This is a genomic window from Rhodococcus sp. KRD175, from assembly GCF_017168275.1.
Classification (GTDB): Bacteria; Actinomycetota; Actinomycetes; order Mycobacteriales; family Mycobacteriaceae; genus Rhodococcoides; species Rhodococcoides fascians.
The window spans coordinates 273,863-288,385 of sequence record NZ_JABFAQ010000004.1; the positions used below are offsets into that span (position 1 = coordinate 273,863).

Below are 14,523 nucleotides of genomic sequence, written 5' to 3' on the forward strand. Positions count from 1 at the left end.
ACACTGGTTCAGTTGTGCATGCCCTAGGGTGGGGCGCTGATGCCAAGCACCCGATGAAGGGATTTCATGCGTAACACCGGGGCTCTGCGTACTGCAGTGCTGTGCTCGACGGCTTTCGTACTTCTTGCTTCGTTCTCCGGAACAGCGGCAGCCGAACCTGTGGTTCAGTCGCCCGCCGATCAGCTTCCGCGGGAGCTCGTCGAAGCCGTGCAGCGAGATCTGAAGATCTCACCGCAGGAATACCTCGATCGTGCGGCACGCGCACAGGAGCTGTCGGCCTACGCCTCGGATTTCCGCGCGAGCCGACCCGCCGATTTCGCCGGTGCCTGGATCGGACCCGACGGCAATGCCGTCGTCGCCGTCACGTCTCCGGCTGCGGCGCAGGCCGTCGCCAAGGACGGCTATGCCACCGCGCAGTCGCCGGTGTCCGCGGACGGTCTGGAGAAGTCGCTGGCAGATCTGAACTCGTGGATCGCCGGCCTACCCCGTGAGATCTCGGAGCAGATCAACGGCACAGCCATCGACTTCATCGACAACCAGATCGTGCTGGACGTGGCGAACAGTCCGATCGGCCGGGCGTTGAACCTGCCGACACTGCTCGCCAACATCAAGGTGACGCTCGCGCCCGGTGGCGACAAGCCGGCCGACCCGGCGCCGATGGGCGGCGACACCTACGTCACCACTGCCGGGCCGATCGCCGACGCATCGCCGACCGAGATCAGCATCTGCTCGTTCGGCTTCAACGCCGTCGACGCCGACGGTAGTCCCGTCAATCTGACTGCAGGACACTGCAATCCGAACAAGGCGACCGGGTCCGGTGGAGCGCCGGTGTACCTGCCCGATCCGGCCGACATCGCGCGCAGCTCCCAGATCGGCTCGTTCGATCGCTCGAGCCTGGGAGCACCGGACGGTCTCGACTGGTCGGTCATCGGCCTCGACGCCGCCGGGCAGAAGGCCGGGCTGGACCGCCCCACCGTTCGCGGGGCCAACGGCAGCACCGTCACCGTCACCGGAACGGCATCCCCCGTCATCGGCGCACCCGTCTGCAAATCCGGGCAGTCGTCGTCGTTCACGTGCGGTGTAGTGGCTGCCGATCGCGTCGAGACCCAACTGTTCATGGAGGACGGCACGTCGCGCACCGTACGCGGCTTCGCCAGTACCGCATGCACTTTGGCCGGTGACAGCGGCGGGGCCATCGTCACCGGCACGCTGGCACTCGGCATCACCAGCGGATCCAACAGCGGTGGAGCACCCGACTGCACCGAGGCGAACCTCGCGCTGGCGCAGTTCGGCGGCACCGCCAGCTTGGGCATTCCCATCGATCAGGTCACGCGTGCGACCGGAGCTACCGTCCGAACCGGGTAAGCAGGTACGGCGGAGGCCGCCGACCCCCTATAGTCGTATGCGGAGTGAACGGCATCACATCGTTCGATGCCCGGGGGGAAGGTCGTTATGCGTCGCCGTGCGTGTGCACTATCGGTCACTGCTGTCTCGTTGCTCGTGGCGACGGTGGTGTCTGCACCCACTGCCGTTGCGGCGCCGCCCGAACCGGCGTCACTGGCCGACGCTGTGGCACGCGATCTCGGGCTCAGCCCTCAGCAGTTTCTCGACCGCGCCGACGCAGCGCGCCGCTTGGCCGAGTTCACCGCCGCCGTCGGCCCGGCGGTCCGTGGCAATCTCGACGCGGCCGGGCTGCCGGTCGTCGCGGTCGCCGACGGACCGTCCCACGCGGATATGGTCGAGGCGGCGACGGCGGCCGGATTCGTGATCGACCCGGCTGTATTCGACATCCCGGCCCCCGTCATCGATGCAATCGGTCCGCTCCTCGACCGGGTGCCGTTCGATCCCTCGCTCACCGCTGGGCCCATTCGCGCCAGTTCGTACCTCGGCGGCGACAGCTTTCTCGCCGGTACCCCGGCCGGGGCCGGTCTGCGTTGCTCGTTGGGCTTCAATGCCGTCGATCCGACGCGTGGTGCCGTCAACATCACTGCAGGACACTGTGATCCGGGCGAGTCGAGCACCGGTTCCGCCGTCACGACGGGCGCGTACCCCATGTACGGCAGCCTCGTCGGCTCCAAGTTCGGCTCGTTCTATCGAACCAGCCGGGCGCACAACGACTATGCGCTCATCGACATCGACGACGGCAACACCGGGGAATTCGAGAGCAACGCGATGCGAGTTCCCGGGTCCGGCCCATTGCTGATCACCGGCACGGTGGATCCGGTCGTCGGCGCGCCGGTCTGCAAATCCGGAGCTACCACCGGATTCAGTTGCGGCACAATCCTGTCGACGGGCCAGCACGTCACCATGGGCGGCAATGTCCTGGACCGCAGCTTCTCCACGTCGATCTGCGCGCTGCGCGGCGACAGCGGTGGCCCCATCGTCAGTGGCACGCTCGCCGTGGGCATCGCGAACGCGTCGAACGTGGGCGATCAACCCTCGTGCGAGATCGCGACCGTCGTCAGCATGCTGCAGGGTCAGCGTCCGGAACTGTTCGCGACGCCGATCAACGACATTCTCGCCGAGAACCCGGGCCTGACGGTTCGTACGTCATAGGTCGGCTTCGGGTCAGTTCTGTTGTTCCAGCAGAACCGATCCCGACGGCGTGTCCTCCACGACGGACGGTGTCCCGTCCGATTCGTACACCGCCACCCAGTCCACGTCCACGTTCGCGACGTCGGGTGTTCCCGCCCGGCCGCATTCTCCGACACCCCAGGATTCGAGCTTGGTGCAGGCGCCCGCCTGGGCCTGGATGCCCAACCACATCGGCTTGTCCGGGATGGATGCTCCCAGTGGTGTTCGCGCCCAGACCTTTCCGTTGACCAGATACCTGATCTGCTCGGGGTCCCATTCCACTCCGACGGTCTGCCAGTCGTTGGTGTCCAACTGCAGATTCGCCTGTGAGAAGTGACGGTCTCCTTCTGCACCGCTCCAGTGCAGGAACGACGACATCGTCTGTCTGGTCCCGTCGGCGCTCTCGGCGATGTCGATCTCCGGCGGCCACACCTCGTCGGCGGGCCACAGCAGAATGTGGTAGCTGATCTCGTCGGAGCGGTCCGCACGCAGCCGCACGTCCCACTTGCCGTACCTCTGCGACACAGGCGAATTCGAGACGCCGCCGGTCACCCAGCGGCCGTCCTTCTGCTCGGCGCGCAGCCGCAGTGCGCCACCGGTGACCGAGGCCTGTTCGTACTCCCACCAACTGGCCGGGTCGCCTCCGGGTTGGCCGTAGTACGCACCCCAGTCGTCACCGAGATCGCACCGGTCGAAATCGTCGACGAAGGTCTGCCGCCACCCCGGTAGGTCCTCCCGGGGCACGGCTTCACCCGACATGACGTCGTCGGCCATGGGGTCGCACCGTTCGCTGCTGACCAGCTCGGGTTGGGGTCCGGTCGTCTGCGCACAGGACACCGTCGTCGCCACGACCAGTAGGGCCACCGACAGGCCGCGTCCGATTCTCACTCCCAGATCGCGATCTGTTGGAACCGCACGATCACGACGACTGCGGCCAGGAGCAACAGCACGATCAGTGTCGCGGAGAGCACCACTGCGCGGTTGATGCGTCCGCTGCCGCCGCGCCCGATCGCACCGTCGGAGGGCACCTCGCGTTCGCGCAGTACCGACGAGACGATCAGTGCCGCGAACAGGGCACCGAATGCGAGGAAGCCGAGCCACAGATCTGTCATTTGAGCACCACCGGTGGGGTGGACGCATTCTGCAGAATGGTCAGGTCGGCGGTTTCGACAACCACGCGATACTCATCGGATCCGACCAGCATGCCCAGCTGTTGGTCGACGACCGATTGCGAATATCCGTACTGCAGGTAGATCTGCGCCGACGATTGTCGAGTGGTGAACACGAAGTCGGGGTTCTCCTTTCGGACGCACCCGCTGAGATCGTCGAGGCACTCGAACGATTCCATGGTCGCCACTCTGACGTCGTCGAAGTAGCGTGCGGACACGAGCCCGGCCGCCGTTCCGATGACCATGATTTCCGAGCCCTGCGGAACCGACCGCATCAATGCGTCTCCGTATCGGATCTGGTCCTCGTCGGTGTGCTCGAACGAGGTGTTCAACCCGCGAGTTGCCGTCAGTATCAAGGCAATTCCGAGGATTGCGGCGGTCGCGGCGACGGTGCGCGACCAGTGCCGCGGCTGGGCCGATCGACCCGTGAACCGTCGAATGATCGCGAAGGTGCGCACCAAGGCGTCCGCGGCGTAGGGCGCGATGAACGGCGACGCCAGCACGAAGCACCGGATCACCACCTCACCGCCGTAGCTCTGCACCAGCACCAAACCGAAAGGCACCATGCAGAGCAAGCCGCCGATGAGCCACGTCTTGCGTCGGCGGTAGGTCAGCCAACCGGCGAACGCGAACATCAGCAGCGCGCCCGACGCCGCCAACCGCAGATACTGCATCTTCTGATACAGCGGATCGGCACCGATCCGGTCGCTGACGCCGCCCTGTACCGCGCCCGACACCTGTCCCACATCGCCGAGCACGTACGCGAGGTGGCCCTTCCAGTAGTCGACGGCTCCGTAACTGAACCAGGCCACGAACAGCGCGACTGCGAACAGCCACAGCAGTCGGTATCGCGTGGTTCCGGTGAGTGAGAACAGGAACAGCGCCGCGATCAACACGATGGGCGTCAGCTGGTGAGTGATGACGATCGCCGCGATCAGGACGATCATCAGCGCCTCGATCGCGAGGGTGCGGCCGGCACCGACACCGGGGACCGTGCCCAGAGTTCGCCGCGGCACCGTGACGATCCACCGACGCCACGACCGCGGGGCCGACGGCAGGGGCGCACTGCGCAACTGCCACAGCAGCAAGGCGCAGATGGTCAGGTACAGCATGGTCGCCGTCGGCTGTGGCGCGAAGTAGTCCTGCTGGTACCAGTTGAACGACAGGTAGAGGATCACCGCGATCCACGCCACGCGCCTGCGCCCGGTCAGCGACAACGCGATCGAGTACAGCGGCAACATGGTCACGCCGCCGTAGAAGAGCGGAGCCCACAGCAGCATCGGGGACAGGTCCGACAGCGCGCCGGCACCCGACATATGAGCTCCGGCAGAGAAGAATCCGGCCCAACTGAATCGCGCGTCCGACGGCGGTGGCAGACCCTGCAATGACGCGATGATGTCGATCAGCCCGCGATGGGTGTACGCCGTCGGGATCGACGTGACGCCGTCGGCCAACGACACGTACATCGTGGTGAACATGATCAGAGCGAGACCGGCCGCGCCGAGTACCACCGGGTCGAGTCGGGCCCGCGACAGCGCCACGGCGATCACGGCCGCCACGATCACCAACGCGACGAGGTAGCTGAAGCCGATGTGGGTGATGACACCCAATGCCCCGGACGCCTGCGGCCTGAGCACCTTCGTGGCGTGAGCGAACAGCACGACGGCGACGGCCACCGCGCCGAGCAGTGCGTACCGGGTCACCACCGCAGTCCGGTCCGGGCGCGGTCGAGGCACCGCAGGCACCAACGTTCGCGACGCCCACAGTATGAGCGCGGCGGACACCGCACAGATGTAGAGCTGCACCGTCACCGGACGCAGATTCCCGGTGACGACCTCGGCCTGCGCGATGATCAGCATCGTCGCGAACGAAATCGAGACAGTCACCGAACCGACCAGTGCCGGCTGTCGGAGGCGCAGCAGCACCGCGATGGGTGCCCCGGGCAACAGCGTCACGGCGGCGACGACCACGGCTACCCGGAGCCCGTTGGGTACCGCACCCGCGTGATCGGATCCGGCGAGGATGGCCAGCACCGTCGACGCGATGGCGACCGCTGCGGCAGCGAACAGCAGCGCTTGCGCCCCGCGGTAGCTCGAGTCGGGTCGCGTCGGATCGGCTCGACCTACTGCGTCCTCGGGTGCGTCGGTGGTGTCGGTGATCGTCACGAATTGATCCCGGTGCCGCGAACCGTGATGGCCTTGACGTACAGGAACGGCCCGCACAGGTAGCCGTAGAGCTCGGTGAGCTTGAGGTCGCGAGGCATCGGCGGAGCCCCGTCCGCGAAGCGGTTCTCCTCGGGTGCGAGAAGCATGCGGAATGCGGTCGGGAGCCGGCCGAGCAGTGCGCGGGCCGGAGCTCCGCCGTCGAGGAAGAGTTTGGTGACGATGGCGGCCATTCCGCTTCCGTACCCGAACATCTGCTCGCGCAACGCTTCGTGATCGGCTCGATGATGATGGCCGACGACGGCCGTCGGGTCGTAGACGATCGTTCCCCCGCGCAGCACTGCACGTCGGAACAGCTCGAGGTCCTCACCGCCTTTGGTGGGCGTGCCCGGGCCGATCCTCTCGTCGAATCCCGCGAGCGAGTCGAAGGCAGTCTTTCGGAACGACATGTTGTTGCCGCTGCCCATCTCCCCGGCCGTGTAGGGGAACAGTGCTGCGGTGCCGCGTGCACCCAGTTCTTCGTCGATCGATCCGGTCGGCGCGAGGGTCCAGACCGTGCGCGTCGATCCCTTCTCGAACAACCCGGATTCCTCGAACCACTGCTGCTGATCGGTCTCGACCTCGAGTCCGACGACCCGTCCGGTCACCCCGGCCACGACACCGGCTCGATCTGCCGAGTACACCTGCGCCACGGAAGCGAGCCACTGCGAATCCGGTTCGGCGTCGTCGTCGGTGAAAGCGATCACGCGGCCCGACGCGTGCCGGGCACCTGTGTTTCTGGCTCGCGAGACCCCGCGGCGCGGCTCACGCACGACGATGCAGCGGGGATCGTCGATCGACCTCAACGCGTCGTCCACCCGTCCCGACGTGGGTGCGTTGTCCACCACCACGATCTCCACGGCCGGGTAGGACTGCGCGAGCACGGCCTCGACCGTGCCCGACAGCGACGGCCTGCCCACGGTTCCCACGACGACGGTGATGAGGTCGCCGTCGACGAACCGCTCTGCTGCGCGCAGCGGTTCCGGCGACCGCCTGGGTGCGAGGACCCAGCCGGCCCCGGCCAGGGTCGCGGTCGCAGTCGCGGCAAGAACGGCAACTCCGACCCGCTGCGGGGTGCGGCGGCGCGGGACGCCGGGGGCCATGTGGTCGAGCATCAAGAACTCCGATTCGGTACGAGCGTGTGCGTGCGGATGCCCCGACATCCGCACGGCTGGGTTGCGTCGTCGGCTCCGCTGCAGAGCCGATGCGTCACGTCATGTGATGCGCTTCTTCCCGATTGCTGAACTGTAGATGTCGGCGAAACGCTTCGCGCGATGTCGGGAATCGAACTGTCCGACGGCTTGCCCTCGCGCGGCCTCGGTGAGGGTGGCGGCCAGGCCGCGATCGGTCAGCATCCTGCACAACTGCGTGGCCAGCGAGTCGACGTCGCCGGTTCGGGCAACGAGGCCGGTGCGCTCGTGCGAGACGAAATCGACCAGGCCCCCGGTGTCGCTCACCACGACCGGCACCGCACAGGCCTGTGCCTCGAGGGCAATGAGCCCGAACGGCTCGTCCTGTGACGGGCAGGCCAACACGTCCACGGCACGCAGTGTCGACGCCACCGCGTCGGTGCGGCCGAGGAAACGATGCTTACCGGGCAGCAACCGTTCCGCGGCCTGCTGCAACTCGACGAGATAGCCACCGTCGTCCTCACTGGGCGCGCCGACGATCGCCAGATGCGCGTCGACTCCGGACCGACGCACCCGTGCCACGGCGTCGATCAGCACGTCGAGCTTCTTCTCGCGATCGATCCGGCCGACGGCTGCGATCAGTGGTGCATCGGGGTCGGCAGTCATGCCGGCCCGCAGAGCCGGGTCACCGGCACCCGGCGCGAAGGCCGTGGTGTCGATTCCTTGGTGCACCACGCTCACCCGTCCACGGGCACACGACGGGAGTTGCTGCGCTGCGGCCGTGCTGACGGCCACAGTGTGGGTTGCCGTCGCCGCGATCGCGGCGAGCAGTGCGCGCCCCGGTCCGGCGGGGACGATGTCGTGAAATTCGACGACGACCGGGGTGCGTGCGAGTCGGGACGCGAGCACCGCGTCGGGGTGCAGCAGCAGATGGTTGGAATGCACGACGTCGAAGTCGCGGGCAGCTCGCCGAAGTATCGACACCGTGCGTGCGCTCTTCGGCACCTGCGCCGCGAGCCCGCCGAGGGGATGCAGAGACTTCTCGCCCTGACGATGGATTCCGATGCGTTGCGGCAGGTCGAGTGGAAGGAACGACAGGCCGGCGGCACGCCACCACTGTTCGGTGTCGCTGCCACCGGGCGCACCCAGAGTGACGGTCACGCCCAGGGGCCGCAATGCCAGCGCCACGTTTCGCAGACTGTGATCGGTTCCGCCCACCGATGTCGACAGCGAGACCGCGAGTACCTGCACTTCGCTGACTCCGTCCACAACTCCGGTTTCCTGTCCAATAGTTTGTTTGACTCCACTACATCGTACTCAGAGTTGGCTGGAATACCCATTTGAGTTCATACTGCTTCTGAGGCTTTCATAAACAAGAAGTAAAGCCGTCTATCGGAAGGGACCTACGCGATGAACGTGGTCTTTCCCTCGCACGTCACGGTTCACGAGACCGATGTCGCGCTTGCGGGTAACTGGACCGTGGTGGCTTTCGGTCCTGTCGATCATGGTGGCGTCGACGGCATCCGCCGGGCGCTACGCACGACGATGAGCATCGGCCCGGCCGCGCGAGTGGGCCTACGTCCAGATTCCGGCACCCGTCGCTGGCGATACGATCCCGATGCTCCACTGCACGCCGTCCGGGAAGACTCCGCGATCACCGAGGGCGACTACGACACCGCGATGTCGCAGCTACTGGCCACGCACGACCCCGCCGAGCCACTGTCCATCACGGTGCGCGGCGACCACGTGGTGTTCTACATGGATCACGGGCTCGGCGACGGTCAGATGATCATCAACCTCTCCCACACACTCGCTGATGCCGACGCTCGCAACGGCATCGTGCCCGGCTGGGCAACGGCAGCGCAGACGCGTCACCCGCTCGCCGTAGCAGCGATGCGCTGTTTCGGAACCGATCCCGGGCGAGTTGCGCAGCTACTGCGCTCGCGCGTTCTCCCGGGTATCAGCGTGTGCGGGCGCAAGCATGCAGGCGGCGGGTCGGCCGGTCACGGGTCGGCACAGACGGCATCTACACAGGCGGCACCGACCGCAGCAGGCTCACCCGTCGAGGTAGTGGCCGCGGCCGCCACGATCGAGTGCACCCGAGAACTGGCGAGGTGGCGAGACGAACACCGACCCGGCCAGTCGATCTCGATCCTGTTCTTCGCCGCCCTCGATGCCGCACTGCGCGCCGAAGGACTGGCCGTCGACGATGTCGCCAAAGTGCTGTTCGACGTCCGCCGGTACCTACCACCCGAGCTGACCACCCTTGCGAACCTGTCGGCCGGTATCGACGTCTACCTTCCCGACACGACCGACACCGTTCTCCTGTCCCGCCAATGGCGACGAATCATCGACTGCGGGCACCCGATCGCAAACCTGATGCTGGTCGCACTTCGCTCGAAACTGGCCAGGTTGCGCTCCGCCCGCGCGACCGACACCCTGCCGCCCACCGCACCCGACACCATCCGTCTGGCCTTGTCCGACATGGGCCGGCATGCCCGATTGAACGACATCGCCTTCGTCGGCGAGACACAGGGTTCGTACCGAGTCATGGTGGCACCCGCGAGCCACGGACACATCACCCTGACGACCGCACGGCTACGCGACTCCATTCGCGTCGCCGCGTCGTTCCACTCGCACGTCGTCGATGCCGACACCATCCGACGGGCACTACGCGCCGCCTGCTCGACGCCCATCGCATTCCTCGAAGACGACGCATCGACCGCAGCCGTCGCCACGAATCCTGCTGCCTGACAACACAAAAGAACCCACGACCTCGACGGGATCGTGGGTTCTTTCGAAGAATGCGCTGTGACTACTTGGCCCAGACCGAAGTTCCGGGAGCAGCGTTCAACGTGTTGAGCAGATCGATTCCGGCAACGACCAAGCCGGGCCCGCCGACAGCGATGGTGCCGATGATTCCACCTGCTCCCGCACCGGTCACCAAGCCGGGGATGCAGCCTGCGGGGAGAGTCACAATGCAACCGATCACCGCACCGATTGCGGAACCGGTCAGGGTTCCAATCGCGGTAGCAATTCCGAGCTGCGACGAGAAGTTCTGCTGCGCCTTGAGGTTTTCCTCGGGCGAGGCGACCGTCGTCGCGCCGATGCTGCGCGAGTTGGCCGAGGCCTTGGAGAGGTCGAGCTGCGGCACCAGACGCAGGGTCTTACCGTTGTCGTCGACGTTCTGCTCGTACGGGAAGTTCAGTCCGCCGAGGTTGAACGACAGCGGGAGGGTGACGAGTGTGTTGTCGGCGGCGTCGAGCACGTCGACGGTCTTGCCGTCGTCGGCAACCTTGAAGACGCCCGCATCGATGGTGGTGACGATGGTGCGGTCTTCGAGCTCGACGGAGTAGTTCGTGTCGGGGGTCGTGGCGCTGGTGTCGGGCTGCGCGTAGGCGGTTCCGCTGGCCAGACCCGTAGCAACTGCTACGAGAGCCGAGGTGACGACCAGTTTGCTGAGTTTCATGTGGTGTTGTGTTCCGTTTCTGTGCATGTGCTGCAGTGCTTTTGGCGGCAAACCGTCGAACGCGACATCACCCCGAATGACGTCCTCGCACCTCTGGTCCACAGGCAGTGTAAACCATCAATCAGACCGGTCGTTGTGCTACCGACCCTTTACCGTGTCCGAAAAGTTATGAACAATCACAACGCCCAAATCGGACAGAAAGACCGCATTTTTGTTCGGTTTCGCGGGACTTGTCTTCCACGGCGCAGCCGGCGGCAAACCTCGGACATCGGGCCGATTCGGCCGGGTTAGGTCTGCCTTCTCGCAGGAGTCACAAGCCCGTACGCCTAACGTGATGCGGGCGACAACCTACTGACGAGTTCAGCCCACCCGTCGGACGGTCTCGTGCGCACAACCACCAGCGTCGCTCCATGCGATTCTGACCTAAGTTACCCGTCGGTAGATTTCGCAATCTACTGGTAGGTAACATCGCTGTATTCCTCTCGACGGGCTGGACCCGCGGTAGCTGCTCCAGCTGCCACTGAACGAAAGGCCGCGACATGAATGCCGTAACGCTCTCATTCGGCTTCGTAGGTGCCGTCATCAGCATCTACTGCTGGTACATCTTCATCCGCGGCGCGCTGAGGATGTTCGGAATCGTTCGGTTGGGCCAGCCCGCACCTGATCGCTGGCGACCGATAGTGCCTCGCTTCAAGCAGATGGTGATCGAGTTCGCTGCTCACACCAAGATGGTCAAGTTCCGCACCGTCGGCTGGGCGCACTGGTTGGTGATGTTCGGCTTCTTGGGCGGCGCAGTTGTGGCCATGGAAGCGAACATCCAGACGTTCAACCCCGAAGGTCACTGGCCGATCTTCGGCGACTGGGCCGTCTACCACCTCATGGACGAGGTTCTTGGCATCGGAACCGTTATCGGGATCGTTGCCCTGATCGCAATTCGGCAGCTGAACCACCCACGCAACCCCGATCGACAGTCTCGCTTCGCCGGATCCAACTTCAAGGCCGCGTACTTCGTCGAAGCCATCGTCCTTGTCGAGGGCCTGGGCATGATCCTGGTCAAGGCCGGCAAGATCGCCACGTACGGCCACGCGAACCAGTACACCGACTTCTTCACCATGCAGGTCGCCAAACTGCTGCCCGCAAGCCCGGAGATGGTGTCCGCATTCGCGTTCGTCAAGCTGATGTCGGCAATGGTGTGGCTTTACGTCGTTGGCAGCAAAATCAATTGGGGTGTCGCGTGGCACCGTTTCACGGCGTTCCCCAATATCTACTTCAAGCGCATGGACGACGGCACCGTCGCCCTCGGCCCGGCCAAGCCGATGATGTCCGGCGGCAAGGTCCTCGAGATGGAAGAGGCCGACCCCGACGTCGACGCCTTCGGCGCAGGCAAGATCGAGGACTTCAGCTGGAAGGGCTGGCTCGACTTCACCACCTGCACCGAATGCGGTCGCTGCCAGTCGCAGTGCCCCGCCTGGAACACCGGCAAGCCCCTCTCCCCCAAGCTGCTGATCATGTCGCTGCGCGATCACAGCCACGCCAAGGCCCCGTACCTGCTGGCCGGCGGCAAGAAGGACATGGCGGGCGACGAGGTCGGACTCATCGATGCCGAGGGCAACGTCGACCAGAAGGCCCTCGACGCCATTCCGCAGAATGCGCGTGACGAAGCCGATCGCAAGCTCGTCGCCGACGCCATCGAAGGCGGCATCATCGATCCCGAGGTGCTGTGGAGCTGCACCACCTGCGGTGCGTGCGTCGAGCAGTGCCCGGTGGACATCGAACACGTCGACCACATCATCGACATGCGTCGCTACCAGGTGCTGATCGAGTCCGAGTTCCCGTCCGAGCTCGCCGGCTTGTTCAAGAACCTGGAGAACAAGGGCAACCCGTGGGGCCAGAACTCCAAGGACCGCCTCAACTGGATCAACGAGATGGACTTCGACATCCCGGTCTTCGGCCAGGACACCGATTCGTTCCAGGACTACGAGTACCTCTTCTGGGTCGGCTGCGCCGGTGCCTACGAGGACCGCGCCAAGAAGACCACCAAGGCCGTCGCCGAACTGCTCGCCACCGCAGGCGTGAAGTTCATGGTGCTGGGCGCGGACGAGACCTGCACCGGCGACTCCGCCCGCCGCGCAGGCAACGAGTTCCTGTTCCAGCAGCTCGCGATGCAGAACATCGAAACACTGAACAACGTGTTCGACGGCGTCGAGCAGAGCAAGCGCAAGATCGTCGTCACCTGCGCCCACTGCTTCAACGCACTCGGCAACGAGTACCCGCAGGTCGGCGGTGACTACGAGGTGGTCCACCACACGCAGCTGCTCAACCGTCTCGTGCGGCAGAAGAAGCTGATCCCGGTGGCCTCGGTCAGCCAGGACATCACCTACCACGATCCGTGCTACCTCGGCCGGCACAACAAGGTGTACGACGCCCCGCGTGAGCTCATGGCCGCGTCGGGCTCCAACCTCAAGGAGATGCCCCGTCACGGTGAGCGGTCCATGTGCTGTGGCGCCGGTGGCGCTCGTATGTGGATGGAAGAGAACATCGGCAAGCGCATCAACATCGACCGGGTCGACGAGGCACTTGCCACCAACCCCAAGAAGATCGCCACGGGTTGCCCGTTCTGCCGCGTCATGCTCACCGACGGTGTCACCGCACGGCAGGAAGGCGGCGCACACGAGGGCGTCGAGGTTGTCGACGTCGCGCAGCTGATGCTCGAGTCGATCACCCGAGTCGAGTCCTCGGTGCTGGCCGAGAACATCAAGGTCATCCCCCGCGAGCAGACTCCCGAAGAGAAGCTGGCCACCGAAAAGGTCGCAGCCGTCGAGGAGAAGGGGCGCGTCGAGGAGATCGAGGTCGCAGCCGAAGGCGGCGATCCCGAAGCCGAGACGAAGAAGGCGCAGCCGGCCAAGGCTGCTGGTGGCCTGAAGATGAAGGGACTTGCGAAAGCTCCCGGAGCCAAGGCACCCGGTTCTGCGCCCGCCAACGCCGAAGCCGACAAGACGTCGGGGCACTCGGCCGATACTGCCGCGGACGCATCGAAGCCCAAGGGCCTCGGTTTGGCCGGCGGCAAGGCACCCGGTGGCAAGGGTCTGCAGATGAAGGGCAAGGCACCCGGCGCGAAGGCGGCTGCCCCGGCACCTGCCGACGCTCCCTCGGCAACCGAAGCACCTGCTCCCGCAGAGGCCACCGAGTCGACTCCAACCGTCAAGCCCAAGGGCCTGGCCGTGAAGTCCGGATTCAAGAAGCCCGGCGCGAAGGCACCCGGCAAGCCCGCCGATGCTGCTCCTGCGGCGTCGACACCCGCCCCGGAAGCGGCCGATGATGCAGCGGAATCACCTTCTGCTGCAACTGAATCCGTAGCCACAGAATCCAAGCCGACCGTCCAGCCCAAGGGTCTGGCCGTGAAGTCCGGATTCAAGAAGCCGGGAGCCAAGGCACCGGGCAAGCCTGCTACCGAAGCCCCTGCGTCCGAGGCTCCTACTGCTGAGGCACCTACTGCTGAAGCACCGGCTGCCGAGGCAACGGCGTCCGAGGCACCCGCCACCGAAGCTGCTGCAACCGAATCCGTAGCAGCAGAGTCCAAGCCGACCGTCCAGCCCAAGGGTCTGGCCGTGAAGTCCGGATTCAAGAAGCCGGGCGCGCGGACACCGGGTGCGACCGCCGCTGCACCTGCGGCGACACCAGCCGAGCCGGCTGCAGCAGAGCCCGAAAAGGCCGAGCCGACACCGGAAGCAGAGGCACCGGTCACCGAAGCACCTGTCACCGAAGCCCCAGAGGCCGAGGTACCGGAAACAGAGGCTCCGAAGGCAGAAGCGTCGGACACTGCGGCCGAGACCACATCCAACGGTTCGGATGATCGCACTCCGCCCAAGCCGAAGGCCGGTGGACTCGGATTCGCTCCGGGTGCAAAGGTTCCGGGTCGCCGGAAGTAACCTCACACCCTTTTTACCGACTGCGCGCCCCTGCTCACTTCAGAGCAGGGG

The 14,523-nt window shown here is 65.6% G+C and carries 10 protein-coding genes; 4 read left to right on the forward strand and 6 right to left on the reverse strand.

The genetic code is table 11. The annotated features are described in order from the left end of the window. Window positions 1–66: 66 nt before the first annotated feature. Window positions 67–1,365, forward strand: a complete 1,299-nt coding sequence (locus J1M81_RS05790; protein ID WP_032399218.1) for a S1 family peptidase — start codon at window positions 67–69, stop codon at window positions 1,363–1,365. A 147-nt stretch (window positions 1,366–1,512) separates the two neighbouring features. After that, window positions 1,513–2,556, forward strand: coding sequence for a S1 family peptidase (locus J1M81_RS05795; RefSeq protein WP_206497709.1), 1,044 nt, complete (start codon window positions 1,513–1,515; stop codon window positions 2,554–2,556). A 12-nt stretch (window positions 2,557–2,568) separates the two neighbouring features. Here the strand turns inward: J1M81_RS05795 and J1M81_RS05800 are convergent, their stop codons facing one another. The 5 genes from J1M81_RS05800 to J1M81_RS05820 all read right to left on the reverse strand — a co-directional run bounded on the left by J1M81_RS05800 (window position 2,569) and on the right by J1M81_RS05820 (window position 8,343). Further along, window positions 2,569–3,462 (reverse strand): family 16 glycosylhydrolase, encoded by an 894-nt coding sequence (locus tag J1M81_RS05800; RefSeq protein ID WP_206497710.1) that lies wholly within the window; start codon window positions 3,460–3,462, stop codon window positions 2,569–2,571. After that, complete coding sequence (locus tag J1M81_RS05805; RefSeq protein WP_027495644.1) at window positions 3,459–3,686, reverse strand: hypothetical protein; 228 nt, start codon at window positions 3,684–3,686, stop codon at window positions 3,459–3,461. Before J1M81_RS05805 ends, J1M81_RS05800 begins: the two co-directional genes overlap by 4 nt. Further along, window positions 3,683–5,908, reverse strand: a complete 2,226-nt coding sequence (locus J1M81_RS05810; RefSeq protein ID WP_206497711.1) for a serine/threonine protein kinase — start codon at window positions 5,906–5,908, stop codon at window positions 3,683–3,685. Before J1M81_RS05810 ends, J1M81_RS05805 begins: the two co-directional genes overlap by 4 nt. Beyond that, the gene (locus J1M81_RS05815; protein WP_206497712.1) at window positions 5,905–7,047 is read right to left on the reverse strand and encodes a glycosyltransferase family 2 protein; all 1,143 of its coding nucleotides are present in this window, start codon (window positions 7,045–7,047) and stop codon (window positions 5,905–5,907) included. Before J1M81_RS05815 ends, J1M81_RS05810 begins: the two co-directional genes overlap by 4 nt. A gap of 111 nt (window positions 7,048–7,158) precedes the next feature. Continuing rightward, the gene (locus J1M81_RS05820; protein WP_052061256.1) at window positions 7,159–8,343 is read right to left on the reverse strand and encodes a glycosyltransferase family 4 protein; all 1,185 of its coding nucleotides are present in this window, start codon (window positions 8,341–8,343) and stop codon (window positions 7,159–7,161) included. Window positions 8,344–8,484: 141 nt separating this feature from the next. On the opposite strand from J1M81_RS05820, the gene J1M81_RS05825 reads away from it, so the two are divergent. Further along, window positions 8,485–9,828 carry a hypothetical protein gene (locus tag J1M81_RS05825; RefSeq protein WP_206497713.1) on the forward strand — a complete coding sequence of 448 codons (1,344 nt, stop codon included), beginning with the start codon at window positions 8,485–8,487 and terminating at the stop codon, window positions 9,826–9,828. Window positions 9,829–9,889: 61 nt separating this feature from the next. Here J1M81_RS05825 and J1M81_RS05830 read toward each other — a convergent pair whose 3' ends face one another. Then, window positions 9,890–10,543, reverse strand: a complete 654-nt coding sequence (locus J1M81_RS05830; protein ID WP_057473924.1) for a hypothetical protein — start codon at window positions 10,541–10,543, stop codon at window positions 9,890–9,892. 539 nt (window positions 10,544–11,082) lie between these two features. Here J1M81_RS05830 and J1M81_RS05835 point away from each other — a divergent pair. Then, window positions 11,083–14,472 carry a heterodisulfide reductase-related iron-sulfur binding cluster gene (locus J1M81_RS05835; RefSeq protein ID WP_206497714.1) on the forward strand — a complete coding sequence of 1,130 codons (3,390 nt, stop codon included), beginning with the start codon at window positions 11,083–11,085 and terminating at the stop codon, window positions 14,470–14,472. Window positions 14,473–14,523: the final 51 nt, after the last annotated feature.

Coding starts and splice junctions, on each gene's coding strand:
- J1M81_RS05790 (WP_032399218.1), top strand. CDS start 67: ATGCGTAACACCGGGGCTCTGCGTACTGCAGTGCTGTGCTCGACGGCT.
- J1M81_RS05805 (WP_027495644.1), bottom strand. CDS start 3,686: ATGACAGATCTGTGGCTCGGCTTCCTCGCATTCGGTGCCCTGTTCGCG.
- J1M81_RS05815 (WP_206497712.1), bottom strand. CDS start 7,047: ATGGCCCCCGGCGTCCCGCGCCGCCGCACCCCGCAGCGGGTCGGAGTT.
- J1M81_RS05825 (WP_206497713.1), top strand. CDS start 8,485: ATGAACGTGGTCTTTCCCTCGCACGTCACGGTTCACGAGACCGATGTC.
- J1M81_RS05830 (WP_057473924.1), bottom strand. CDS start 10,543: ATGAAACTCAGCAAACTGGTCGTCACCTCGGCTCTCGTAGCAGTTGCT.
- J1M81_RS05835 (WP_206497714.1), top strand. CDS start 11,083: ATGAATGCCGTAACGCTCTCATTCGGCTTCGTAGGTGCCGTCATCAGC.